Raw genomic sequence first — 23,668 nt, forward strand, 5'->3', positions numbered from 1 at the left:
ACTATCGCCCTTTGATGCCATTTTGTTCGATGCGCAAGCTTGCCCTGCCGTTCAGAGTCACCGTCCGCGCGCCCAGGTCCGCTTCCAGATGGTCGCCGCTGAAGGTGCCGATCGGGATGCGTCCATCGACCCGCCCGGCGCTGCGCATACGCCGCGTCTTTAGGTCGATGCCAACGTCCCGCGTGGTCAGCCTGTATCCGCCCGCCGCCTCGAACTGCACCGGCCCATCCACCGCCACCCGCTCGCTGTCCATATCATAGCGGCCCTTGCGCGCATTCAGCACCGCTGGCCCTTCGCTCAGCAATATCCGCGCGGACATGTCATTCAGGTCGACGATCGGCTCGCGCGAGCTTTTCTGCACCGCGCTGCCCGCGCGCAGGGAAAAGGGTTGCCCCTTGCCGTCCTCGCCGCGATAGAGCGCCTCGGTCACGCGCATGCGCTCCTTCGCCACTTCGACCTTGTTCTTGTCGAGCACGAAGCTCACCTTGTCCCCTCCGGTGAAGGGCGCCGTCACCAGCAGCGCCGCTAGCACGCCCACCGCCATCGGCAGCCAGTTTTTCAGCCGCGCGACCAGCCTGTCATGGCTGCCGCCCGGCCGCGCCCAATGACGCCTGACGTGACGTTGCTGTTCGGCCTGAATGGACATGGAAAAGCGCTGCAGCTCCTCACATATGCGCGAAGATGTCGATCTCCGGCCAACCCGCCAGGTCCAGCTCGGCCCGGTGAGGGAGGAAATCGAAGCAAGCCTGCGCCAGTTCCATCCGGCCTTCGCGCACCAGCCTCTTGTCCAGTTCGGCCTTCAGCGCATGCAGATACCGCACGTCCGACGCCGCATAATCCTTCTGCGCGTCGGACAGGATGGGCGCGCCCCAGTCGCTCGACTGCTGCTGCTTGCTAATCTCCTGCCCCAGCATTTCGCGCACCAGCTCTTTCAGGCCGTGGCGGTCGGTATAGGTGCGGATCAGGCGCGACGCGATCTTGGTGCAGTAGACGGGCGCCGCCACCACGCCCAGATAATGCCGGATCGCGGCAATGTCGAACCGCCCGAAATGATAGAGCTTCAGCCGCCCCGGATCGGCCAGCACCGCGCGCAGGTTCGGCGCGGCATAGTCGCTGCCCGGCATGAAGCGCACCAGATGCTCGTCGCCCTTGCCGTCGCTGATCTGCACGACGCACAGCCGGTCGCGCGGGGTGATCAGGCCCATGGTTTCGGTATCGACGGCGACGGGGCCGGGGGCCAGGACGCCTTCGGGCAGGTCCTCTTCATGAAAATATACGCTCATCGCACCCCTCTATGGCGAAAGCGGCCGTAACTCAATCGACGCTTTTGGACGTGCCGAAAAGCCTCACCGTGTCCCATTCTCGGAAATGTGGCGGCAATCGGGCTAAAATCATTCGCTCTGCCCTGAAAAGTTGATATAGTGATTCCCAAACCGCATGTGTTGCGGTGGATTCTGCATGTCTTCGCCCGGCATGTTTATCCGTTATCGTATGGGCGAAGCGAAAGTGACCAACAGGGCATGAGTTTTGATAGAGGTCGCCGCGGCGGGCGCGGCAAGGACAAGCGCGACAGTTTCGGCGACGACAATTTTTACGGCGGCGATCGCGGTGGTTTCGGTGGTGGTTTCGATCGCGGCGGTTTCGGCGGTGATCGTGGCGGTTTCGGCGGTGGTGATCGCGGCGGCTTCGGCGGCGGTGGCGGCGGCGGCTTCCGCAGCGGCGGTGGCGGCTTCGGCGGCGGCGGCGGTGGTGGTTTCGGCGGCGGCCGTGGTGGCGGCGGCATGCCAGCCCAGGTCGTTGGCGAAGGCACCGGTGTAGTCAAATTCTTCAATGGTCAGAAGGGCTTCGGCTTCATCGTCCGTGACGATGGCGCGGAAGACGTGTTCGTCCACATCAGCGCTGTCGAGCAGGCGGGCCTGACCGGCCTGGCCGAAGGTCAGCAGCTCGGCTTCACTCTGGTGGATCGTGGCGGCAAGATTTCGGCGACCGACCTCAAGATCGAAGGCGAGCCGCTTCCCGTTCAGGAACGCGCACCCCGCGAACCCCGAGCAGGCGGCTTCGGCGGTGATCGCGGCGGCTTCGGCGGCGCGGAACGTGGCCCGCAGCGCCAGCTGACCGGTGAACGCGCCAGCGGCACCGTGAAGTTCTTCAACGCCATGAAGGGCTTCGGCTTCATCCAGCGCGACGACGGCCAACCCGACGCGTTCGTCCACATCAGCGCTGTGGAGCGTGCAGGCATGTCCGCCCTCAACGAAGGCGACCGCCTGGACTTCGAACTGGAAGTCGATCGCCGCGGCAAATATGCCGCCGTGAACCTTCAGTCGAAGGCCGACTAAAAGCACACCCGACCGCTTTCGCGGAGAGGATAGAAGGGGTCGCCTGCCCGGCGGCCCCTTTTTTGTTGTATAGAATATCGGCGGTTGAAGGGGGATGTTGAATGAGGAGCGAGTTGCTCGATCAACCGGGATTAGGCTATCGGAATTGGCCGTTTTGATGCAGCAAGCGGGGTGAAAGCTGAGCCTCTAAAGTAAAGCAGACCTGTTTACCCACGCGACCTTTACGGCTCGTACGCGGGCCAAAACTATGATGCCACTCGGCCGCACGCGTCTTGCCCCGCTGGTCTGCCATTATGGCCTGCTCGATCCCGACGTCGCGGTGCATCTGGAAACCGTCGAGCAGACCCCCAACATCGTGGAGAGCGGCCACGACATCGCCATCTATTTCGATCCGCCGCCGGACTCGTCGCTCAAGATGAAGTGGCTGACGGACAATCCGCGCATGCTTTGCGCCTCGCCCGCCTATCTGCAGCGCCGTGGATCGCTGTCCAGCGTCAGCGACCTTGCCGTCCATGACAATGTCGTCGTCGGGCCGGTGCAGCAGGAAATCTGGCGCTCCATTGCGGGGGAGGGAGCCGCGCCCCGCGTCACGCTCAGCACTAATGATGGCGAATTGGCGCGGGCCTGGGTACTGGACGGTGCGGGCATCGTGATCAAATCCTCTTGGGAAGTCGCCGACGATATCCCCACCGCACGGCTGCAGCCGGTGCTGGCCGGTCTCAGCCTCCCCGCCTCCACCATCGCCGCCGTCTATCTCCGAGCGCAGGGGGAGACCGCCAAGGTCCGCTCTTGCCTCGACTTCCTGGCCCGCCATCTGAAGGACCCAAAGACCGCGCTCTTGTGAAAAATAGGAAAAGTTGGATTCCAATTTCCGCCCAGAATCCCGTTTTTCTCGCTATTTCATTCACTATTTCCAGTCACCGGCGCCGTCGGCGGCACGATCTTCACCGTCTCGAACCGTTCTTTCCGCCGCACTCCGGTCAACGGCGGCGGAACATTGACCTGCTCCACCGGCACCCGCTGCCGCATACATTCCGCCTTGTTCTCCCGCGGATCCTGCTGACAATTCCAAAGCGCCCGCTGCAATCCGGTCCCGGCATTGTGGATATAAGCGAAGCTCATGCTTTCCATCTGATCGCCAGACAGCGGGAATCCGGCAGGCGCGCTCCCCGCTCGCCAAGCCATGATCCGGCATTCCGGCCGACCTGCGCAGAATGTCTGCGCCATCATCGGCCAGCTCTCTGGCGCCGCCGCCTTGCTCAGTTCGACGAGAAAGCTCTTCGCTCCCGGAGCAATCGCGATCAACCGGACTCCGCCCATAATCCGCCCCAGGGATTCCGCCCCGATCGCCTCCTGGGGTTTGGCCGTCAAAGCCGCCAACGCATCGCCGTTCCCCGGCAGCAATATAGCCGGAAGGCCACCAATGCCCTGCTGATGCGCGATCGAGAGACGGGCGATCCGGGGGATCATCGGCTCGATACTTTCGCGGGCCAGGCGGAAGGCGGGCGGCGTTCCCCACCATCCTCGCCAGCGGAAGAAGAGGTGTGTCCCCACCGCCGCGATCTTGTCCAGGCTCCCGCTCCAATAGGGCACCACCCAGTCGGTATGATAATGGGTGGCATAACCCACCGGCTTGAACACCTTGCCGGCCAGCGCCGCCCTGGCGATCTCCCGCGCCCGGTCCCAAGCCGCCTGCCCCGGCGTCGTCGCGAGTGCGCCATCGCAGGTGAAGGTGAACTGACAGCCCGTCGATCGCTCCTGCCCCTGGAAGACGACGCCGCACACCGTCTTAGGGAAAGCCGGATGCCTCACACGGTTCAGCACCACTTGCGCAACCGCCCGTTCCCCGACTGCGTCGTCGCCCGCTTCATAAAGCTGCGCCGCGGCCAGGCAGTCAGTGGCCCGCGCCAGATCGGCCTCCGACCCTGCAAAGACAAAAGGCCGGGCCGCCGGGTTAGGCAGTCGCGAAAAGGGCACCGCTTCGTTGAATGCCCGCGCCTGATTACTATCGAGCGCATAAAGTTCTACCGGCTGCACAACCGGCGCAGCCGTCGTCGGCCGCTTCAGCCGCGCCTGCTGCACCAGCGCCGCTCGCGCAGCGTCGGCGGCAGGCGCGCGCGCTTCCCATCTCGCCACCAGCGCAGGCAGACCAGCGAACAGAAGGAACCATATCAGCCACATCGCGCGATGCGGCTGGTTGCTGATGGAAGCGTTGGTCATGCCTGTTCCGGCGCGAAGCTATTCGGGCAGGAAGTCGGGAACCGACAGATAGCGTTCGCCAGTGTCATAATTGAACCCTAGAACGCGGCTGCCCGCTGGAAGCTCCTTCAGCTTCTGCGCGATCGCGGCCAGCGTCGCGCCCGACGAGATGCCCACCAGCATACCCTCCTCCCGCGCGGCGCGCCGCGCATATTCCTTGGCATCGGCCGGATCGACCTGGATCACGCCATCGAGTAATTGGGTGTGCAGGTTAGCCGGGATGAAGCCCGCGCCAATTCCCTGGATGGGATGCGGACCCGGCTGGCCACCGCTGATGACCGGGGAGAGGGTGGGTTCGACCGCATAGACCTTCAGGTTTGGCCATAGCTTCTTCAGCACTTCGGCAACCCCCGTGATGTGGCCGCCCGTGCCCACGCCGGTGATCAGCACGTCGATGGGGCTGTCGGCAAAGTCCGTCGCAATCTCCTGCGCCGTCGTGCGGACATGCACATCGATATTGGCGGCATTTTCGAACTGCTGCGGCATCCATGAGCCCGGCGTCTGCTCGATCAACTCCAGCGCCCGTTCGATTGCGCCCTTCATGCCTTTCTCACGGGGGGTGAGGTCGAAGCTTGCGCCATAGGCCAGCATGAGCCGCCGGCGCTCGAGCGACATGCTTTCCGGCATGACCAGGATCAGTTTGTAGCCCTTGACCGCCGCCACCATGGCCAAACCGACGCCGGTGTTGCCCGATGTCGGTTCAATGATGGTCCCGCCGGGTTTCAGGTCGCCGGAGGCTTCGGCCGCCTCGATCATTGCCAGCGCGATACGGTCTTTAATCGATCCGCCGGGGTTGGAACGTTCCGACTTGATCCAGACCTCGGAGCCCGCAGGCGCGTCGGCGAACAGGCGGCTCACCCGGATATGCGGCGTGTTGCCGATGGTTTCGAGAATGTTGGCAGCTTTCATAGGGCCTTCTCCTGGCTGATGTCCGCCTCCCTTAGGTCGGGTGGGTCAAAGGTGCGTGCAAGGCGCAGCTCGGGAAAAAGCCGTGCCCATATGAGGGTAATGACAATCGCACCGATTCCGCCACCGATTACCGCAGCGACAGGGCCAACGAGAGCGGCGAGGAACCCTGATTCCGCCTCCCCCAACTCGTTCGACGCTGAAATGGTGAGTTGCGACAGGCTCGACACCCGGCCGCGCATGGCATCGGGCGTATGAAGCTGGATTAGGGATTGCCGTACATAAACTGACACCATGTCCGCCGCCCCGAGCAGCAACAGCGCGGCGATACCGATCTCAACGGCAATATTCCGGGGCATGAATGCGGTGGCGCCGAAGAGAATGGTAGCGAGCCCGAAGACTATGACTGCCGCCAGCATCTTAAGACCCACCTCCGATTTCATCGGGCGGAAGGAGAAGAACAGCGCGACAATTCCAGCACCCACTGCGGGCGAAGCGGCAAGATGCCCCAAACCTGTGGACCCGACCTTTAATATATCCCGGGCGTAGACCGGCAGCAGCGCCGTTGCCCCTGCCAGCAGTACCGCAAACAGATCGAGCGTAATGGTGGACAGCACCAGGCGGTTGGAACGGACATAGGTCAGGCCATCGACCATCTGGCGAACGGGATGGCGGCTCGTGTCGCGTGGCGGTTGCGGCACCGGGCCGATCAGCAGCATCCCGCCCAGCGCTACGGCGAACAGCGCCGACGCCATGGCATAAGCGCCCCAGGGGGTCATCGCATAAACATATCCGCCCAAGGCTGGACCGATGATCATTCCTGCCTGCCATGCAACGCTCGACATGGCGATGGCATGCGGCAGCACGTCGCGCGGCACCAGGTTTGGCGCGAGGGCGCTATAGGCGGGTCCGTTGAACGCGCGTGCGACGCCCACGATGGCGGCGATGCCGAAGATCAGCGGAAGGCTGACCCACCCTTCATAGGTCGCGAACGCCAGCAGTGCCGACGCCGTCATCAGCATCGCTAGCGTCAGCCGCGCGATCATGCGCCGGTCGAAATGATCCGCGATCCAGCCTGTGACGGGGGTGAGGAAAAAGAGGGGTACAAACTGCGCCAGCCCAATCAGGCCCAGCTGCGCGGCGGCACCGGATGTGCTCATGCTTTCCCGGGCGACGTTATAGGCCTGCCATCCGAGGACCGTCATCATCCCATATTGCGCCAGCACCCCGGCTAGCCGCCCCAGAAGATAGGCCCGGAAATCGCCGAAGCTCAGCGGATGACGGGGATGGGCAGGGGCCTTCATGTGAATTCCTTAGCGCCTGCACCACGATACGCAACTATGCGGGTAGAGAATAAGGACAGCAGTTTTTGGAACCGCACAACCGCTGCTTTGTGCTCCCTTCCATCGCTCAGCGGTCTGGATCGAGCAGGATGCCGCTCACCGACCCGTTCCGTACCGAGCAGACGAAAGGCACCCAGCGTTGATCGTCAAAGGGGCCGACTTCGCCTTCGACTTCCCAGCCGGTGGACATGGAGCTGGCGGTAATTCTTCCCCGGATGTTCGAGCCGCGTCCGACTTCTTCGCGGGCCTTGGCCGCGCACGCGCTCCGCGCTGCTGCAGCGGTGCGGATGGGGCCGTATCCGGGCGAGCCATAGGGTTGCCGTTTCGCATCACGCTCCGCCTGTTGGTCGCGCACGATATCGCTGGCAATAGCAGCGTCGGCGGCGCGGTGAAGGTCGCGATAGTCCTGCGCATGCCCGGGCAGGGCAAGCGCCAGGGTCGTGACGCAGACGGCGAATCTTGCGCTAGACATTCTCTTCCTCCCACGCCTTATTTGAACAGGCTGCCCAAAATGCCGCGAACCAGTTGCCCGGCCAAGCCTCCCGATGAACGACGGCTCGACCCGCCGAAGACGGCGCGGCCAAGTTCATTGGCCACCTGCCGTCCCACAGATGATGCTGCAGAGCGCGTGGCCGACTGTACTGCCCGATCAAGGGAAGAGGGCTTTTCTGCCTCCCGAGCGGCAACTGCATCACGCTTTGCCTGCTCCCTCAACTCCGCTTCGCGCTGCTTCGCCTCAAGCTTCGCCTGGGTGGCGGCAGCCTTGTCAGACGCCTCTTTGGCTTTTGCAGCCTGCACTGCTGCGGCGGCGGCCTGACCTCGGGCGGCGAGGATTTCTTCTGCGGACTCCCGATCAATCGCCTCGTCATATTTGCCCGCACAGGGTGAAATACACTGGATGATGGCACGTTCCTTCGCATCGACCGGTCCCAAACGGGAGCGCGGCGGCGCGATAAGGGTGCGCTGGACGATGCCGGGTGATCCATCCTCCTGCAACAGCGAAACCAGCGCTTCGCCGATCTTCAGTTCGGTGACCGCGGTCTCGACATCTAGATCTGGGTTGACGCGGAAGGTTTCGGCCGCAGCCTTGATCGCCTTCTGATCGCGCGGAGTGAAAGCGCGCAGGGCGTGTTGAACGCGGTTGCCAAGTTGCCCTGCCACGTCCTCGGGAATATCGATCGGGTTCTGAGTGACGAAATAGACGCCGACCCCCTTCGACCGGATCAGGCGGACGACCTGCTCGATCTTGTCGGTCAGCGCGCCTGGCGCGTCCTCGAACAAGAGATGCGCCTCATCGAAGAAGAAGACCAGCACCGGCTTTTCGGGGTCGCCAACTTCAGGAAGCGTCTCGAACAGCTCACTCAGCAGCCATAAGAGGAAGGTGGCGTAAAGCTTTGGGCTCTGCATCAGCTTGTCAGCCGCCAGGACATTCACATATCCCCGGCCCCGATCGTCCGCCTTCAGGAAATCATGAATGTCGAGCGCCGGCTCTCCAAAGAAGTGCGCGCCGCCCTGGCTTTCCAATTGCAACAACTGACGCTGGATTGCGCCGACGCTCGCCTTGGTTACATTGCCGTAGCGGGTTGATAGCTCATCGGCATTTTCCGCGCAGTAGGCGAGCATCGACTGAAGGTCGCCAAGGTCGAGCAGTAGCAACCCTTCCTCATCGGCATATTTGAAGGCGATGGAAAGCACGCCCTCCTGCGTTTCGTTGAGGCCCATCAGGCGGGCCAGCAGCAGCGGGCCCATCTCGCTGACGGTGGTGCGGATCGGATGTCCCTGCTCGCCATACAGGTCCCAGAAGATGGCGGGATTGTCGGCGTAGCTGTAATTGTCGATGCCGATCTCTTTCGCACGGGCCACCAGCTTGTCGGCATTTTTCGCAGTGGGCGATCCGGCCATCGAAATGCCCGACAGGTCGCCTTTCACATCGGCGAGGAAGACAGGTACGCCGCGCGCGGAGAAACTTTCGACGATCCCTTGCAGCGTCACTGTCTTGCCGGTGCCCGTGGCGCCTGCAATCAGGCCGTGTCGATTGGCTCTGCGCAGATCCAGTGTCTGAGGAATGCCGCCATCCTTGCCGGGTGCGCCAAGGCCGATAAAAATGCCGTCGCTCATTGCGTCATGCTCCCCAAAAGCTTCGGGCCGCGCCCGCCGGAGTCTGCCTGCACTCTAGTGGTGAGACAGGGCTTCCGGCAAGCGCGGCCCGTAACGATCCGCGATTCGAGGGGTTTATTTGTTGCGAAGGCGCACCGGCAGGAAAACGGCGGGCTGGCCACGGCGCAGAACCTGCAGCAGGATCGCATTGCGGCCCTGCGAGGACACTTGCCGTACCGCCGCATCCAAATCCGCCTGACTTGCGACCGGACGGTTGTTCGCGGTGATAATCACATCCCCCCGGCGGAGGCCCTTTGCGCCTGCGTCGGTAGAGGAATCGACCGCCGTAATGACAATGCCGCGCGTGTCGGCGGCTATGCCCAGCTGGCGGACGATGTTGGGGGTCAGCGGGATGGCTGAGATGCCCAGCGACTGCTGTGTCGCTTGGCCACCACCGGATTGATCGTCCTGTTGCTGGCTGAAGTCGTCATCCTGCTGCTGGGCGAAGCTGTTCAGCTCATCCTCAGAGGGGCGTTGGCCGACAATCGCCGTCACAGTCTGGCGCTGACCATTGCGGAGCAGCACGATCGGCACGCGCGACCCAATGGGCTGTGACGCGACGATGGACGACAGATTCTGGTCCGGCGTCACTTCCTGACCGGCCACGCTGACGATCACATCGCCAGCCTTGATCCCGGCCCGATCTGCCCCCTTGCCAGGTTCGACGCCCTGCACGAACTCGCCCCGATTTTTGGCAAGGCCCAGGGAGTCTGCTAGATCTTCGCCCAGCGGGCTGATCTGGATGCCCAAATAACCGCGCTTCACGCTCTGACCCCGGCGCAGCGTATCGACGATCGGCGCGGCCTGTTCGGACGGGATGGCGAAGCCGATGCCGACATTGCCGCCCGAAGGAGACAGGATCTGGCTGTTGATGCCGATCACATTGCCGCGCATGTCGAACATTGGGCCGCCGCTATTGCCCTGATTGATCGACGCGTCGGTCTGGATGAACTTGTCATAGGTACCGCCGGTGCCGCGATGGACGGCGGAGATGATGCCCGCCGTAACCGTGCCTGACAGAGCGAAGGGATTGCCGATAGCGATCACCCAGTCGCCGACGCGCGCTTTGGTGCTGTCGCCGAACTTGACGAACGGCAGCGCTTTCTTCGGCTCAATCTTCAGGACCGCGATATCGGTCGCGGGATCGCGGCCGATCAACTTGGCGGGATATTCCTCGCGATTAGTGAGGGTGACGGTGATCGAATCCACAGATGCGCCTTCGGCACCGGCCGATACGACATGGTTGTTGGTGACGATATAGCCGTCCGCCGAAATGATAAAGCCGGAGCCGAGTGACTGCGCTTGGCGAGTCTGAGGCTTCGTGCCCTGGCCTTGGCCGAACAGATCCCCAAAAGGAGTGCCCGCAAACGGGTTCTGCACCTGAACTCGCTGCCGTGTCGAAATGTTGACGACTGCCGGCTGCAGCTTTTCAACCATGTCGGCAAGGCTGGCGGGCGCGCCAGCTGGAGCAGCGGCCTGCATCCCTTCATTCTGCGCGATTTGCGCGCCGACATTCGGGCTGGAGGTGACAGCGATGGCGGTGCCACCGAGCAGCAGGGCGCCGGTAAGGGCATAAGCGTAACGCACTCGTGACGGTCCTCTCGTGAACTTGGCAAAGGAAAGGGCGGGCCTCTGCGGGAGTCGGATGCGCCGCCCATCCTTAACCCTCATTGAATGACGCTGGTTCCGAAATGATCTATAGTCTTGTTTTCCGGGATTTTGCGCCGATCACTGCCTCCCCTGAAACTGCTTCAGGAAATCATTGTCTCGCGACAACAGCATCGTCGTTGCCCCTTGCCGATCCGGCGCGAAGGTGAAGCGATACGCCTGCATCGCCCTGTAGAAATCGTAGAATTGCGGATCCTTGCCGAAGCTTTCCGCATAGATGCGGGCGGCATTGGCATCAGCCTCCGCGCGGATGATCTGCGCCTGCTTCGCGCCCTGCGCCCGGATCGTCAGCGCTTCTTGCTCGCGCGCCGTGCGCATACGAGTGAAGGCGCTTTCCAGCGGGGCGCCATCGGGCAAATCGGCACGTTTGATCCGGACATCGACGATCTGCGCGCCATATTGACGGGCCACGCGGTTAAGCCCGGCCTCGATATTGTCCATCACCTGCCCGCGCTCGGGCGAGAGCAAAGCCGCAAAGGGTCGTTTGCCCAGTTCATTGCGCAGCGCCGACCCCAGGATCGGCCGCAGCGCGTCCGACACGCGCTCCTCATTACCCGCGGCGATATACATGCGCAGCGGATCGACGATGCGATAGCGGGCAAAGGCATCTACCTGCAGTCGTAGCTGGTCGGTGGACAGCACCTGCTGCCGCTCCATTTCGACGGACAGGACGCGCTTGTCGATCCAGACGATCTGGTCGATGAACGGCCAGCGAAGGATGACGCCCGCGCCAGTTTCGCCGAAATCTTCCTTCGGGCGATAGCGGTTGACGATCTTCTTGGGATCACCAAAGCGAACGATCACGCCCTGCTTCGTTTCTGGGACGATGGCGACCGTGCTGCCGATGAGCAGCAGCAGGGCGATCACGGATAGGGCGAGCGCTACAGGATGGCGGACAAGCGTTGGCATCACTGACCCTCCCCGGTGGTGGCGGGGCCAGAAGAGGCGCTGGCCCCTTGGGCGCGGCGCTTCAGTTCCGGGAGGGGCAAGAAGGGGGTCACATTCCCGCTTTCAATGATCGTCTTATCGACGTTGGACAGCACGCCCTCCATGGTTTCATAATACATGCGGCGGCGTGTGACGTCTGGCGCAAGCCTATATTGTTCATAAACCTTATCGAATGCCGCAGCCTCGCCTTGAGCCTTGGCCGTCACCTGCTGAGCGGCCGCACGCGCTTCGTTGAGATAGGTCTGCGCGGTCTGCTGGGCGGCCGATACGGCCTTGAACGCGTCATTGACCGCCGTGGGCGGATCAGCCTGTTTGATGGCGACGCCCTGCACGCGGATGCCGGACCTATAGCCGTCCAATATCTCCTGCATGCGCTGCTCGACTTGCTGCTCGATCTCCGTGCGGCCTGCGCCCAGAGCATCGTCCAGACTGACGCTGGCGACCACGGATCGCATCGCGCTTTCCGCGACTTCGCGCACCGTTGCGTCCGGATCGGACAGTTGGAACAGATAAAGCTCGGGATTGCGAATATTCCAGCGCACCGAATAAGCGAGGTCGATAATATTCTGATCGCCGGTCAGCACCAGATTTTCGCTCTGCGCGCTCGGCGACCCGATGTCGATGGCGCGGATTTCCTCAACATCGACGGTGGTGACATTTTCGAACGGCGCAGGCAGCGTCAGGCTGATGCCCGGCGACAGGGTGCGGCTATATTTGCCGAGTAGCGTCACCACACCCCGTTCCTGCGGGCCGACCCGATGGAAGCAGGTGAGCACAAGCCACAAGACTACAAGGATGCCGACGGCGGCAGGCCAGAGCGTCTTTCCGGTGGGGCGGGGAGGCAGATTGCCAAAGCCGCCACCGCCGCCACCCTGGCCGAAGCTTTCGCGGCTACGGCGCAGCAGTTCCTCAATAGCCGAAGGGCCCTTGCTGCCCGGAGAGCGGCCCGGCTGCGTCCAGGGATTGCGCGGCCCGCCGTCGCCACCCTTGCCCGAACCGTCATTGCCGTCTGGGCCATCGCTTTTGCCGCCCCAGGGACCCTGGACCATTGCGTCAACGATGCCAGGCATCCACCCGAAAATTCTCTTCATTTCGTCTCTATAGGAAGGCTGGGGCGTGAAAAACAGTGCCCATCGCAACGATTATTGCCTAGGAGGCACTGTCATGACCGATCTTGAGAGTTTCGCCGCGCGCCTGAAGACATTGACTGATGGGCGCGCCAGCACGCCACGGGTGAAAGATGGCGTCATGACCCTGGCGCTCGACGTGGGCGGCCTTTCCGCTGAGCGGCGCGATGCCGTCGCTGCGGCGATCAGGGAAGGCGGCTTATCGGTGCCTGGCGTGCAGGATGTACGCATCGCGATGACCGCCGAGCGCAAGGCGCCCAGGATCATCGCCGTGGCGTCGGGGAAGGGCGGTGTGGGCAAATCTACCCTTTCCGCGAACCTTGCCGTGGCGCTGAGGCGCTTGGGTTTCGCAGTGGGTCTTGTCGATGCGGACATTTACGGCCCCTCGCAGGCGCGGCTGATGGCGAGCGAGGAGAAGAAGCCGCAAGCGCGCGAGAAGCAGCTTATCCCCGTCGATAGCCCCTTTGGCGTGCCGATGCTGTCGATGGCGCATCTGGTGGAGCCGGGCAAGGCGCTCGCCTGGCGCGGTCCGATGGCAGGCAACGCGCTGTCGCAGTTGATCGATGCCGATTGGGGTGAGGTCGAACTGCTGGTGGTGGACATGCCGCCCGGCACGGGGGACGTTCAGTTGTCCATGGTTCAAAAGCATAAGCCGGTGGGAGCGGTGATCGTTTCAACACCGCAGGATCTGGCATTGATCGATGCGACCCGCGCAGTGAGCCTTTTTGAACAAACGCAGGTGCCCCTGATAGGACTCGTCGAAAATATGGCGGGCTATAGTTGTCCGCATTGTGGTGAAATTTCCGATCCCTTCGGCTCGGGTGGAGCGGAGGCGGCCGGTTCGGCGATGGGCATGGCCTTCCTTGGGCGTATACCCCTCGCCATCGATATACGACGCCGCTCGGATGCAGGTGACCCCCCTGCGTCGGGTGACGACGCGTCGGGCAAGGCTTTCCTCGCGATTGCAGAGAAGGTGGCGGCCTGGCTGCGCGATTGAGGCAGGCCGTGGGAACGGTTTGATGCTATTCCGCGTCTGTTTGGTTCCGGCCATCAAGGGAGCATGCTCATGCCGCTAACCCAGCCACAGGATATTGCTGACCTGCTTCAGGAAACGCGTACCATCGCGTTGATCGGCATTTCGGACAGGCCGAACCGGCCAAGCTATGGCGTGATGAAGTTTCTTCAGGATCATGGCTATCGGGTACTGCCAGTCAATCCCCAGATAGCGGGGGAACATGTGCATGGCGAATTCGTCTGGGCTCGGTTGATGGATATTGGCGTACCGATCGATATGGTCGATATCTTCAGGCGCAGCGAGGCAGCGGGAGATGCGGTGGACGACGCCATAGCGGCGGGAGCCAAAGCAGTTTGGATGCAACTGGGCGTTGTCAACGAGTCTGCCTCCGCCCGCGCGGAAGCAGCCGGTCTGAAGGTGGTGATGGATCGCTGCCCGGCAATCGATATTCCTCGTTTCAATATCCCGCCGATAGGCGCGCATTAGCGCTTTTCAGCCGCGCCAAGCCTCATTATCAGCATGGTCATGGGGCGCGTACCGCGAAAGGCGGCAAACCGTAGGAAACAGGTCGGCGGCGTCAATCGCCGTACCCTGTTGGTGGGCGCCGGGGCATCGGCAGGGTTGCTGCTGGCGTGGGGGCTTTGGCCCCGCACCTATCGCACCAATCTCAACGCTGCGCCTGGCGAGACGGTCTTCAACGCCTTCCTGAAAGTCGACAGGGCCGGGCGGATCATTGTCATCGTGCCGCAGACTGAAACGGGCCAGGGCGTGACGACGCTGTTGCCGCAGGTCCTTGCTGACGAATTGGGCGCTGACTGGCGAACCGTCGGCGTACAGAGCGCTCCTATCAGTCCGCTCTATGCCAACAGCTTGCTGGCAAAGGAGTGGCTAGCGAGCGATTGGTCGCGCTTGGTGGGCGAGGCGGGCGAATGGGCCATTGACCAATATGCCACCCGCCGGGCGCTGATGTTGACCGGAGGGGGCACGTCGGTGCCGATGTTTCACGACGCTTACAGGGAAGCTGGCGCGGCGGCCCGCGTGCTTCTGTGTCAGGCTGCGGCTGCACGCTGGGACGTGCCCTGGGAAAGCTGCGACATCGACAATGGCATAATTTCCGATGGTGGTCAGCGAACGCTCAAAATCGGGGAGGTGGCTGCGGAGGCTGCTGATTTTGACCTGCCGGAAATACTGCCGTTTCGGCAAGGGCAGGCCGACAGACTCGCCGGACAAGACCTGCCTCGCCTCGACACCCCATCAAAAATCGACGGCAGCCATAATTTCGCGGCAGACATTCGCTTGCCCGACATGCTGTTCGCTTCCATCCGTCAGGGGCCGATCGGCGACGCCCTACTCAAGAGCGTCAATGAACAGGCCGCCAAATCCGTTACCGGCTTTCTCAAGCTGGTGCGGACGGATCGTTGGGTAGCCGTGGTCGCCACGAACTGGTGGGCAGCTAACAAGGCTCTGGATCTTAGTGACCCTGTTTTCGAACTGGCAGGAGCGCCGCTCAGTAGCGCCAGCATCGATGCGGCGCTCGAAAGTGCGTTTTCAGGTTCGGCCGGCCAGCGCCTTTATTCGCAAGGCGATCTCAAGTCCCTGTTCGACAACGCCACCATCCTCGCCAGCGAATTTAGCGTTGCGCCTGGCCTTCACTTGGCGCTCGAACCCATGTGCGCGACGGCTCGCATCAGCGATGGTGTCGCTGAAATATGGATGCCGACGCAAGCGCCTGCGCTCGCCCGGGCGGCTATCGCAGACGCGCTTGGTATGACGGAGCATGAGGTTACCCTCTATCCGCTTCATGCAGGCGGCTCCTTTGGCCGAAAGATGGATTTTGAAGCGGGCGTTCAGGCCGCGTTGGTCGCCCGGGACATGGGGCGTCCGGTGCAGTTACTCTGGTCTCGACTGGAGGACGTCGTCCAGGATCGGCCGAGCGCTCCGGCGCATGCGCGGATGGCGGCAAAGCTCGGCCGCAACGGCGCCATCGAAGGCTGGCTCGCGAAGGTGGCCGCTCCTTGCGCGATGACCCAGACATGGGACCGGATCGCCCATCACAAGTTGCCGCACGAAGCGAGCCGGGACTCTGCCGGTGCGTCCACGCGTTTGGCGGTGGCTGGGATGGAACTCCCCTATGCGCTCCCCAATTGGGCGGTGGATCACTATCCTGCTTGCGCCGGTCTTTCGCTCGGCTTCACGCGCGCCAACGCTCATCTGCATGGCGCCTTCTTCACGGAAAGCTTCATCGACGAATTGGCGCATCAGGCCGGGATTGAAGCCTTGTCCTTTCGCATACAGATGCTGGGAGGCAATCCTCGGCTGGCGCACTGTCTGACAACCGTCGGCGCGATGGGTGGTTGGCAGGGCGGTATTGAAGGAAGCGGCCAGGGGCTGGCGGTCCATGAGATGAACGGCGCCTATGTGGCCGTCATGATCGAAGCCGCCCTTGATGGCGGGATGCTTAGCGTTGGCCGGATCGTCGCGGCGGTCGATGGGGGTGAACAGGTCAACCCGGATATCGCGCGCCAGCAGGTGGAAAGCGGCCTAATCTACGGACTGGCGCTGGCTATGGGCGCATCGGTTCCCTATGCCAGGGGTATGCCCACTCGCGCGATCCTTGGACGTATGGGGCTTCCCCGCTTGGCAGATATTGGGGAGGTGACCGTCGAGCTCATCCGCAGCACGGCGCCCCCGGCGGGGCTCAGCGACATCGGCGCTCCCCCGGTCTCTCCAGCGATCGCGAATGCGCTTTTTACCGTCACCGGACAGCGTTTTCGCCAACTGCCGATCCTGTCCAGGACATGATATCGAATATGGATAAAATCGGCATCCTCCTCATCAATCTGGGCACGCCTGATGCACCGAATGCCGCTTCTGTACGCCGCTATCTGAAAGAATTTCTCTCGGACCGCCGTGTGGTGGAGATCCCGCAGCTGATTTGGCAGCCGATTTTGCGTGGCCCCATTCTGCTGACCCGTCCTGCCAAATCGGCCAAAGCCTATAAGGAAGTCTGGCTGGAGGCGGGATCTCCGCTGGCGGTCAATACCCGTGAAATGGCGGTTAAATTGCAGGCGCTGGTTGGCCCTGATGTCTCCGTCAATTGGGCGATGCGATACGGAAAGCCGTCAATCGCCGACAGGTTGAGCGCGATGGTCGCCGCCGGATGCGGCCGTATCCTTCTGGCGCCGCTCTATCCCCAATATTGCGCAGCGACGACCGCGACTGCACTGGACGCCTGCTATGCTGCGCTCGCGGGCATGCGCGCGCAGCCAGCCATCCGGACCTTGCCGCCTTATTTTGCAGACCCCGCTTATATCGAAGCGCTGCGCAGCTCGACCGAGCGGCAGTTGGCTGAGCTGGATTTCACTCCCGACCTGCTTGTCGCCAGCTTTCATGGCATGCCGGAACGGACCCGGACGTTGGGCGATCCCTATTATGACCAGTGCCTTGCCAGCGCGAAGCTGCTGGGGGACGCGCTGAACCGGGAGGTGCGCGTTTCATTTCAGTCACGTTTCGGACGAGCCAAATGGCTCGGCCCGGCGACAGATGAAAGCTTGCGAACACTGCCGGTGAAGGGTGTGAAGAAGGTCGCTGTTCTTACCCCCGGCTTCTCGGCGGATTGCCTGGAAACGCTGGAAGAAATCGCAATGCAAGGTCGCGAGGAGTTTTTGGCGGCGGGCGGTAATAAATTTGCCCATTTAAGCTGTTTGAACGCCTCCCCAGAAGCTATGAATCTTTACCGCGCTCTAGCCATCCGTGAACTGGTGGGGTGGCTGGAGACTTAAGTTTCGTCCATTTGAACAGGAGGGGCTGATATGAGCAGAGTTGCTATCGTCACCGGCGGAACACGTGGCATCGGGGAAGCGATCAGCCTGGCCCTCAAGGAACAGGGCTTCAGTGTCGCCGCCAACTATGCAGGCAATGATGAGAAGGCACGCGCTTTCACTGAAAAGACGGGGATTCAGTCATTTCGTTGGGACGTAGGTGATCATCAAGCTTGTCTGGAGGGGTGCGCAACGGTGGCCGAGAAACTCGGGCCTGTCGATATCGTCGTGAACAATGCGGGCATTACGCGCGACGGCGTTCTCGCCAAGATGAGCTTTGACGATTGGAACGAGGTGATGCGCATAAACCTTGGTGGATGTTTCAACATGGCCAAGGCGACCTTTGGAGGCATGCGAGAAAGGGGTTGGGGCCGGATCGTCAATATCGGGTCGATCAATGGCCAGGCCGGTCAATATGGGCAGGTCAACTATGCTGCCGCCAAGTCGGGGATTCATGGCTTCACCAAGGCGTTGGCGCAGGAGGGCGCAAAATATGGTGTGACCGTCAACGCGATCGCTCCGGGCTATATCGACACTGACATGGTTGCCGCAGTGCCTGCGGCTGTGCTGGAGAAAATCGTCGCAAAAATCCCCGTCGGCCGCTTGGGCCATGCCGAAGAGATTGCACGCGGCGTCGCCTTCTTCTGCAGTGACGATGCGGGCTTCGTCACGGGCAGCACCCTGTCCATCAATGGCGGCCAGCACATGTATTGATGAGCGAGGTTCCTGTGAGCGGTGCTTCGGGGCCGGACGCTGCATCGCCCTTCGGGCCACCCGTCAAGCGGAGCGTGACGATCGCGGGCCATCAGACCGCGATCAGCCTCGAGCCTATTTTCTGGGCCGCTTTACGCGTTGAGGCGGTTCGCCAAGAACTGCCCATAAACGCCCTTATCGCGCGTATCGACCTGGACAGAATGTCAGCTGATCCGGCTCCAAATCTCGCCAGCGCCATCCGTTGTTGGCTGTTCGATCGGCAGGCCGCCGCAAGTGATAAGAATTATTCGCAATAGCGTTGACAGTAAGAACGATTCGCAATAGCACGCCCCCAGCAATGAAGGGGGTTAATCCATGTCTGCTCATGCGAAGTCCGCATCTTTTCTGGCGCTGAGCTGTGTTGGCGCAATTGTCAGCACGCCCGCCGCAGCGGTTGAAGCTGCTGCTACCGTTGCAACGCAAGATTCGATCGTGGTGACTGGCAGCGTCTATGCTGATGAACTGGTCAACCCGAAGAATACAGCGCCGCTGGTGGATACCCCGCAAACCATCACCATCATTTCGGATCAGACGATCAAGAAGCAGAATCTGCTGACCCTGCGTGACGTTCTATCGACTGTGCCGGGCATTACCTTCGGCGCAGGTGAAGGTGGCGGCGGCTATGGCGACAGCATCAACCTGCGCGGTTATTCCGCCAATAATGACATCACTCAGGATGGCGTTCGTGACAGCGCGCAATATAGCCGCACCGACCCGTTCAATATGCAGCAGGTCGAAGTCTATAATGGCGCCAATTCGGTCTATAACGGCTCCGGCTCGGTAGGCGGGACGATCAATCTTGTATCGAAGACGCCTCAGCCCGAAAATCTGACGATCGCCGAGGCAGGCATCGGCACAGACGATTATTATCGCGCCACGATCGATACGAATCAGCGGGTCTCAGACTTTGTCGGCCTACGCCTGAACGCCATGTATCACCGCAACGACATGCCTGGCCGCGATGTAGAACGCTTCAAGCGGTGGGGGATCGCTCCCTCCATCAAGCTGGGGGTCGATGGACCGACCAGTCTGACACTCTCCTATTTCCACCAAGAGGACCGCAACACCCCCGTCTATGGTGTTCCCTATGTGAAGAACGCCGTCAATGACGGACCGCTTCCGGGCGTGGATGACAGCGACTATTTCGGTATCGCCAATCTTGATCGGCAGAATGTAAACATCGATCGGTTCACTGCAATCTTCGCGCATGAGTTCAGCGATGCAGTGTCGATCCGGTCGCTGGGCCGTTGGCAGCGCGTGCACCAATATAGCGTGACCAGCGCGCCGCAGGGCACCTTCTGCCTGGCGAACGGAGTGCAGCCGATTACGGGCACGAACCTGCAGACAGCGGCAGCGTGCACCGGCGGTATGGCCGCGGGCACCTACCGGCCGTCGGGCCCACGCGGCCTTGTGCGTGATCAGATCAACGATCTTCTCTACAGTCAGACTGATTTGCGGGTTGTTACGGGAGAGGCGGGCAAGCTGCTTAATACGCTGGTGGTCGGCTTTTCGGCAATGCAGGAGGATTATCAGCTGACCACGGCAAATCTGCTTCGGGATGCACAGGGGAATGTGCTGGCGCAGCCGGATATAAGTCTGTCCAATCCGAATACGATTTGGACGGGTGCCACTAACTACATCGTGTCCGGCAACAGCTATGGCGACAGCCGTAATGTCGCGGTCTATGCTTTCGACACGTTGGAACTGGGCAAGTTTGAGGTGAATGGCGGCGTACGCTATGAAAATGCCCGCAATATCTTCCGCGCCGATACTGTGGCTACCCCGGCGTCGGGCGGCGCAACGACCACGGGTCCGCGTCAGCGCAGTCAAGACAACCTCTTCTCTTATCGTATCGGCGCGGTGTTCAAGCCCGCTGAACATCTGAGCTTCTACGCCGCCTTTGCCAATAGCAAGACGCCCTCATCAGCCACAGTGCGGGCCGGCTGCACCAGCGGTTCAGCCGCGACCTTATCAGATTACTGCGATGTGGCGCCGGAGACTGCGCGCAGTTATGAAATCGGCGCCAAGGCCAATCTGATGGGCGGTAAGCTGCTCGCAACGGCGGCGCTTTTCCGCAACGAGCGTACCAATTATCGCGTGTCGAGCAACGACCCAGTTAACCCTACACTACAGGTGCTGGACGGCCATTCCCGAGTGGATGGTGTTGCGCTGGGCCTGACCGGCAACATCACGCCAGAATGGCTGATCTTCGCCAACTATACCTATCTGGACAGCAAGATCGTCCAGGGGACTTCCGACAGCTGCGTCGCCAATCCGCGAACGGCCTGTTCAAACAGCGTCGTCCTGCCCGATCCATCAAAGGGTGACGACCTCATCCAGACGCCGGAGCATTCGGGCAGCATCTATACCAGCTACCGCCTGCCCTTCGGCCTCGAGCTTGGCTATGGGGTCACCTATCAGGGTAGCTTCGCGCTCAATCAGAGCAACCTGTTCAACCGCACCCAATATCGGTCGGATGATTATTGGGTGCACCGCGCTTTCCTCGCGTGGAACTTCAACAACGGACTGACAGCGCAGCTGAATGTCCAGAACCTGTTCGATAAGAAATATTATACGGGTATCCGCAACAATATCAGCGCTACGAACGGCGTAGTTTCGGGCGGTTGGGTGACGCCGGGCGAAGGTCGAGCCGCGCGACTTAGCCTTTTCTACAGCTTTTAAAGTAAGTTGACGGCGCCTCCCCACCGTCCCTTGGTGAGGCGCATTGAGTGGCGGGCAACCGGCGATCCTCCTCGGGCCGGTTGCCCGCCATTTTCATGAGCGATAGAGGTGCGACATGCTTATCGCCGTTCCTAACCTACTTGATGCAACTGCCATTGCCTCCGTTCGCGCGTTGATCGATGCCGCTCAATGGGTTGATGGAAATGTGACATCAGGCCATCAGTCCGCGTTGGCCAAGCGGAACATGCAACTGCCCGAGGATGCGCCCGAGGCGCGGCAGGCGGGACAGATCATCCTGGACGCTCTTGGCAAATCGCCGCTGTTCATTGCGGCTGCGTTGCCGCTGAAGATATTCCCCCCACTGTTTAACAGTTACACGGGTGGGCAGGCTTTCGGTGTTCATGTCGATAACGCCGTTCGCGTTCAGGCTGGCACGGGGTTTCGCGTCCGATCCGACCTGTCGATCACGGTCTTCCTCGAAGATCCGGAAAGCTATGATGGCGGCGAATTGACGATCGAGACCAATTTCGGCGTCCAGCAGGTGAAGCTCCCGGCCGGGCATGCGGTTCTCTATCCTTCCTCATCGTTGCATCGGGTGGAACCGATTACCAGCGGACGGCGGGTCGCCAGCTTTTTCTGGCTGCAGTCGATGGTACGCGACGATGCTGCCCGGCAGATGCTGTTCGATCTCGACAGCAGCATCCAGGTGCTGGCCGCCGAGCTTGGCCATGACAATGGGCAAGTCATCCGTCTGACGGGTCTGTACCACAATTTGCTGCGGCGATGGGCGGACGTCTGAGCGCGTCCAAGTCGGTCATTCCAGCATCGCGGCCAAAGCAGGGCTCATATATTCTTTTGCCCCTTGCCGGGTGCGAAGGACAAGATGGGCAGCAAGGTTTTCGCGCGTGGCGAGGGTCATGCCGCTTTCGGGTCCTGCTACGGTGATCGCGGTGGCCCAAGCGTCAGCCAGCATGGCGGTTTCATGCAGGACGGTGACTGACGCGACATCATTGCCTACCGGGCTGCCGGTTGCCGGATCGATGCTGTGCGACATTAGCCGGCCGCCTTCATTGCGAAAGCGGCGATAATCTCCAGAGGTCGCTGCGGCGAGATTGCATAGGGCGATGCGCAGCACCGGGATAGTAAGGCCGGGCGGTGCTTCTACATCGACCCACCAGGGTTGCAGATCGGGTCTCACGCCTTCGCCCCGCAACTCGCCGCCAATTTCGACAAGGAAGTTGGGCACGCCCAAATCGCGAAGAGCTTGGGCGACGGCATCGACGGCGAAGCCCTTTGCGATGCCGGAAAAATCCAGCGCCACATCTGCGAGCCGCCGCGCCTTTCCGCCATTGATCTCGATCTTGGTCCAAGGAGAAACGGGGGATTGCAGGGTGAGGGGGCCGGTGATGCCCGACGGGCCAAAGCCCCAGCGTTCGACCAGGCGGCCGACTGCGGGGTCGAAAGCGCCGCCAGAAAGACGCGCGACGTCGAGTCCCGTCCGCAGGACCGTCATCATGTCGCAGGGCAGCGCGGTCCAGGTGCCGACAGGCTGGGCGTTGAAGCGGCTGATGTCAGACTGCGCTTCCCAATTGCTCATCTGCGCTATGACGCGAGCGAGTACGTCAACGATCACGGCGGCGCATCCGGAGGGCGCATCGACGATGCGCGCAGACCAGCTGGTGCCCATCGTGGGTCCGGATAATTCGGTGACCATGCCGGCCCGGTGTCGCCCGGCGAAGGTGCCGGGCGACAGGTGGGTGGGGATAGCTATACGGAGCCCCGTCAGGGTGCGAGCACTTCCAGCGTGGTGACATAAGAGGCGCGACGCTGAGGTGGGGTAGCGGGGCGCGCCGCCTGCGGGCCGCTCGCGCTGGGCTGGCCAGCACCCGGGCTGCCTTCGCCGCCTTCGCGCCCGCCCCCGATGCTGGCGTTCAGCCAATACATGCCGGGCTGCGGCCAAGTGATGGAGAGCTTGCCGTCCTTGCCGGTGGTCAGGTCCTGCTGCCCAAGCGCGTCGCGATAGCGGATGCCCCCGGGAATGACGGTGACCTTGAGGCCGGCGGCAGGCTTGCCATCCAGCAGGAACTGGAAGGTCGCCGCTTCGCCCGATACAAGGTCATTGGGATGAGTGACGGGCACCAGTTCGATGCCGACGCCGGTGGACTTGAAGATAGTGGCAGTAGGTGCGCCTAGGGTCAGGAAAATCTCGTTCCGGTTGGACGCTTCGGCGGTCTGGACGTTGGTAGCGCCTGCGGGAATGGCGGCGAGATTGTCCTTGGTGGTTCCGCGGGGCAGGCGCTTGATCTCGCCATTCAGCGTGTAGCTGCCCATGACGCCAGTGGAGACGCTGGCCACGCGGTAGGTGCCGGGCTGTGTCAGATGGACATCGAAGGTTGAGCGGTACTTGCCGGTGGCGGCGTTCTCAATCTTGCCGTCCGAGCCGTCAGGTTGCGTAACGGTGACATTGTCGATGCGCATCGGCATATGTTCGAAGTAGAAAAGATCGTTCGACACCGCTGCATCGACGGTGACCCAGCTGTCGGTTCCCGACAATGTCGTGGAAGAGGGAAGCATCCATTGGCGGTGCGCCTGAGCGGCTCCGGAAGCCATCAGGGCGGCGAGGGCGCCTGCGATCAGATATTTGGCTTTCATG

The 23,668-nt window shown here is 61.9% G+C and carries 22 protein-coding genes; 10 read left to right on the top strand and 12 right to left on the bottom strand.

What is annotated here, in order from left to right; genetic code table 11:
• Nucleotide 1: 1 nt before the first annotated feature.
• The gene (locus EP837_RS09635; protein WP_066526847.1) at nucleotides 2-646 is read right to left on the bottom strand and encodes an LPS export ABC transporter periplasmic protein LptC; all 645 of its coding nucleotides are present in this window, start codon (nucleotides 644-646) and stop codon (nucleotides 2-4) included.
• 19 nt (nucleotides 647-665) lie between these two features.
• Nucleotides 666-1,283: a ribonuclease D gene (locus EP837_RS09640; protein ID WP_066526849.1), complete on the bottom strand. Its 618-nt coding sequence runs from the start codon at nucleotides 1,281-1,283 to the stop codon at nucleotides 666-668.
• 237 nt (nucleotides 1,284-1,520) lie between these two features.
• Here EP837_RS09640 and EP837_RS21905 point away from each other — a divergent pair, with 237 nt between their 5' ends.
• Both EP837_RS21905 and EP837_RS09650 read left to right on the top strand, forming a co-directional pair.
• The gene (locus tag EP837_RS21905; RefSeq protein ID WP_066526852.1) at nucleotides 1,521-2,336 is read left to right on the top strand and encodes a cold-shock protein; all 816 of its coding nucleotides are present in this window, start codon (nucleotides 1,521-1,523) and stop codon (nucleotides 2,334-2,336) included.
• Between the two features lie 247 nt (nucleotides 2,337-2,583).
• Complete coding sequence (locus tag EP837_RS09650) at nucleotides 2,584-3,180, top strand: LysR substrate-binding domain-containing protein (RefSeq protein WP_066526855.1); 597 nt, start codon at nucleotides 2,584-2,586, stop codon at nucleotides 3,178-3,180.
• A 56-nt stretch (nucleotides 3,181-3,236) separates the two neighbouring features.
• Here the strand turns inward: EP837_RS09650 and EP837_RS09655 are convergent, their stop codons facing one another.
• The 8 genes from EP837_RS09655 to hflK form a co-directional block, all read right to left on the bottom strand.
• The gene (locus EP837_RS09655; RefSeq protein WP_066526857.1) at nucleotides 3,237-4,556 is read right to left on the bottom strand and encodes a cell wall hydrolase; all 1,320 of its coding nucleotides are present in this window, start codon (nucleotides 4,554-4,556) and stop codon (nucleotides 3,237-3,239) included.
• 18 nt (nucleotides 4,557-4,574) lie between these two features.
• Entirely contained in the window at nucleotides 4,575-5,504 is a 930-nt protein-coding gene (gene cysK / locus EP837_RS09660) for a cysteine synthase A (RefSeq protein ID WP_066526867.1), read from the bottom strand.
• Nucleotides 5,501-6,805 carry an MFS transporter gene (locus tag EP837_RS09665; protein ID WP_066526869.1) on the bottom strand — a complete coding sequence of 435 codons (1,305 nt, stop codon included), beginning with the start codon at nucleotides 6,803-6,805 and terminating at the stop codon, nucleotides 5,501-5,503. The genes cysK and EP837_RS09665 overlap by 4 nt, the downstream gene beginning before the upstream one ends.
• Before the next feature lie 106 nt (nucleotides 6,806-6,911).
• Nucleotides 6,912-7,316, bottom strand: coding sequence for a hypothetical protein (locus EP837_RS09670; RefSeq protein ID WP_066526875.1), 405 nt, complete (start codon nucleotides 7,314-7,316; stop codon nucleotides 6,912-6,914).
• 17 nt (nucleotides 7,317-7,333) lie between these two features.
• The gene (locus tag EP837_RS09675; RefSeq protein ID WP_066526877.1) at nucleotides 7,334-8,962 is read right to left on the bottom strand and encodes a helicase HerA-like domain-containing protein; all 1,629 of its coding nucleotides are present in this window, start codon (nucleotides 8,960-8,962) and stop codon (nucleotides 7,334-7,336) included.
• Between the two features lie 114 nt (nucleotides 8,963-9,076).
• Nucleotides 9,077-10,588, bottom strand: a complete 1,512-nt coding sequence (locus EP837_RS09680) for a Do family serine endopeptidase (protein ID WP_066526878.1) — start codon at nucleotides 10,586-10,588, stop codon at nucleotides 9,077-9,079.
• 141 nt (nucleotides 10,589-10,729) lie between these two features.
• On the bottom strand, nucleotides 10,730-11,578 hold the full coding sequence (gene hflC, locus EP837_RS09685) for a protease modulator HflC (protein WP_066526880.1): 849 nt from the start codon (nucleotides 11,576-11,578) through the stop codon (nucleotides 10,730-10,732).
• Nucleotides 11,578-12,708 carry an FtsH protease activity modulator HflK gene (gene hflK, locus EP837_RS09690; RefSeq protein ID WP_197486263.1) on the bottom strand — a complete coding sequence of 377 codons (1,131 nt, stop codon included), beginning with the start codon at nucleotides 12,706-12,708 and terminating at the stop codon, nucleotides 11,578-11,580. The genes hflC and hflK overlap by 1 nt, the downstream gene beginning before the upstream one ends.
• A 73-nt stretch (nucleotides 12,709-12,781) precedes the next feature.
• On the opposite strand from hflK, the gene EP837_RS09695 reads away from it, so the two are divergent.
• From EP837_RS09695 to EP837_RS09730, 8 genes are all read left to right on the top strand, one after another.
• Nucleotides 12,782-13,741 (top strand): Mrp/NBP35 family ATP-binding protein, encoded by a 960-nt coding sequence (locus EP837_RS09695; RefSeq protein WP_066526884.1) that lies wholly within the window; start codon nucleotides 12,782-12,784, stop codon nucleotides 13,739-13,741.
• A 69-nt stretch (nucleotides 13,742-13,810) separates the two neighbouring features.
• Nucleotides 13,811-14,245, top strand: a complete 435-nt coding sequence (locus EP837_RS09700) for a CoA-binding protein (RefSeq protein WP_066529118.1) — start codon at nucleotides 13,811-13,813, stop codon at nucleotides 14,243-14,245.
• Nucleotides 14,246-14,284: 39 nt separating this feature from the next.
• Nucleotides 14,285-16,561 carry a molybdopterin cofactor-binding domain-containing protein gene (locus EP837_RS09705; RefSeq protein WP_066526886.1) on the top strand — a complete coding sequence of 759 codons (2,277 nt, stop codon included), beginning with the start codon at nucleotides 14,285-14,287 and terminating at the stop codon, nucleotides 16,559-16,561.
• 8 nt (nucleotides 16,562-16,569) lie between these two features.
• On the top strand, nucleotides 16,570-17,541 hold the full coding sequence (gene hemH, locus EP837_RS09710) for a ferrochelatase (protein WP_066529120.1): 972 nt from the start codon (nucleotides 16,570-16,572) through the stop codon (nucleotides 17,539-17,541).
• Between the two features lie 30 nt (nucleotides 17,542-17,571).
• Complete coding sequence (phbB, locus tag EP837_RS09715) at nucleotides 17,572-18,294, top strand: acetoacetyl-CoA reductase (RefSeq protein ID WP_066526888.1); 723 nt, start codon at nucleotides 17,572-17,574, stop codon at nucleotides 18,292-18,294.
• Nucleotides 18,294-18,590, top strand: a complete 297-nt coding sequence (locus EP837_RS09720; RefSeq protein ID WP_066526893.1) for a ribbon-helix-helix domain-containing protein — start codon at nucleotides 18,294-18,296, stop codon at nucleotides 18,588-18,590. The genes phbB and EP837_RS09720 overlap by 1 nt, the downstream gene beginning before the upstream one ends.
• 58 nt (nucleotides 18,591-18,648) lie before the next feature.
• On the top strand, nucleotides 18,649-21,015 hold the full coding sequence (locus EP837_RS09725; protein WP_066526895.1) for a TonB-dependent receptor: 2,367 nt from the start codon (nucleotides 18,649-18,651) through the stop codon (nucleotides 21,013-21,015).
• A 115-nt stretch (nucleotides 21,016-21,130) separates the two neighbouring features.
• Nucleotides 21,131-21,814 carry a Fe2+-dependent dioxygenase gene (locus EP837_RS09730; RefSeq protein WP_066526898.1) on the top strand — a complete coding sequence of 228 codons (684 nt, stop codon included), beginning with the start codon at nucleotides 21,131-21,133 and terminating at the stop codon, nucleotides 21,812-21,814.
• A 15-nt stretch (nucleotides 21,815-21,829) separates the two neighbouring features.
• Here the strand turns inward: EP837_RS09730 and EP837_RS09735 are convergent, their stop codons facing one another.
• Together EP837_RS09735 and EP837_RS09740 are read right to left on the bottom strand one after the other, a co-directional pair.
• Entirely contained in the window at nucleotides 21,830-22,702 is an 873-nt protein-coding gene (locus EP837_RS09735; protein WP_066529122.1) for an FAD:protein FMN transferase, read from the bottom strand.
• Between the two features lie 95 nt (nucleotides 22,703-22,797).
• Nucleotides 22,798-23,667: a DUF4198 domain-containing protein gene (locus EP837_RS09740; RefSeq protein WP_066526901.1), complete on the bottom strand. Its 870-nt coding sequence runs from the start codon at nucleotides 23,665-23,667 to the stop codon at nucleotides 22,798-22,800.
• Nucleotide 23,668 lies beyond the last annotated feature (1 nt).

This window comes from Sphingobium sp. EP60837 (assembly GCF_001658005.1).
In the GTDB taxonomy this organism is placed as follows: Bacteria; Pseudomonadota; Alphaproteobacteria; order Sphingomonadales; family Sphingomonadaceae; genus Sphingobium; species Sphingobium tyrosinilyticum.

Excerpts from the sequence above, each read along its gene's own strand:
- EP837_RS09640 (WP_066526849.1), bottom strand. The coding sequence starts at position 1,283 with ATGAGCGTATATTTTCATGAAGAGGACCTGCCCGAAGGCGTCCTGGCC.
- EP837_RS09665 (WP_066526869.1), bottom strand. The coding sequence starts at position 6,805 with ATGAAGGCCCCTGCCCATCCCCGTCATCCGCTGAGCTTCGGCGATTTC.
- EP837_RS09655 (WP_066526857.1), bottom strand. The coding sequence starts at position 4,556 with ATGACCAACGCTTCCATCAGCAACCAGCCGCATCGCGCGATGTGGCTG.
- EP837_RS09725 (WP_066526895.1), top strand. The coding sequence starts at position 18,649 with ATGTCTGCTCATGCGAAGTCCGCATCTTTTCTGGCGCTGAGCTGTGTT.
- EP837_RS21905 (WP_066526852.1), top strand. The coding sequence starts at position 1,521 with ATGAGTTTTGATAGAGGTCGCCGCGGCGGGCGCGGCAAGGACAAGCGC.
- EP837_RS09695 (WP_066526884.1), top strand. The coding sequence starts at position 12,782 with ATGACCGATCTTGAGAGTTTCGCCGCGCGCCTGAAGACATTGACTGAT.
- hflC (WP_066526880.1), bottom strand. The coding sequence starts at position 11,578 with ATGCCAACGCTTGTCCGCCATCCTGTAGCGCTCGCCCTATCCGTGATC.
- EP837_RS09700 (WP_066529118.1), top strand. The coding sequence starts at position 13,811 with ATGCCGCTAACCCAGCCACAGGATATTGCTGACCTGCTTCAGGAAACG.
- hflK (WP_197486263.1), bottom strand. The coding sequence starts at position 12,708 with ATGAAGAGAATTTTCGGGTGGATGCCTGGCATCGTTGACGCAATGGTC.
- EP837_RS09705 (WP_066526886.1), top strand. The coding sequence starts at position 14,285 with ATGGGGCGCGTACCGCGAAAGGCGGCAAACCGTAGGAAACAGGTCGGC.
- phbB (WP_066526888.1), top strand. The coding sequence starts at position 17,572 with ATGAGCAGAGTTGCTATCGTCACCGGCGGAACACGTGGCATCGGGGAA.
- hemH (WP_066529120.1), top strand. The coding sequence starts at position 16,570 with ATGGATAAAATCGGCATCCTCCTCATCAATCTGGGCACGCCTGATGCA.
- EP837_RS09675 (WP_066526877.1), bottom strand. The coding sequence starts at position 8,962 with ATGAGCGACGGCATTTTTATCGGCCTTGGCGCACCCGGCAAGGATGGC.
- EP837_RS09740 (WP_066526901.1), bottom strand. The coding sequence starts at position 23,667 with ATGAAAGCCAAATATCTGATCGCAGGCGCCCTCGCCGCCCTGATGGCT.
- EP837_RS09730 (WP_066526898.1), top strand. The coding sequence starts at position 21,131 with ATGCTTATCGCCGTTCCTAACCTACTTGATGCAACTGCCATTGCCTCC.
- EP837_RS09650 (WP_066526855.1), top strand. The coding sequence starts at position 2,584 with ATGATGCCACTCGGCCGCACGCGTCTTGCCCCGCTGGTCTGCCATTAT.
- EP837_RS09670 (WP_066526875.1), bottom strand. The coding sequence starts at position 7,316 with ATGTCTAGCGCAAGATTCGCCGTCTGCGTCACGACCCTGGCGCTTGCC.
- EP837_RS09720 (WP_066526893.1), top strand. The coding sequence starts at position 18,294 with ATGAGCGAGGTTCCTGTGAGCGGTGCTTCGGGGCCGGACGCTGCATCG.
- cysK (WP_066526867.1), bottom strand. The coding sequence starts at position 5,504 with ATGAAAGCTGCCAACATTCTCGAAACCATCGGCAACACGCCGCATATC.
- EP837_RS09635 (WP_066526847.1), bottom strand. The coding sequence starts at position 646 with ATGTCCATTCAGGCCGAACAGCAACGTCACGTCAGGCGTCATTGGGCG.
- EP837_RS09735 (WP_066529122.1), bottom strand. The coding sequence starts at position 22,702 with ATGGGCACCAGCTGGTCTGCGCGCATCGTCGATGCGCCCTCCGGATGC.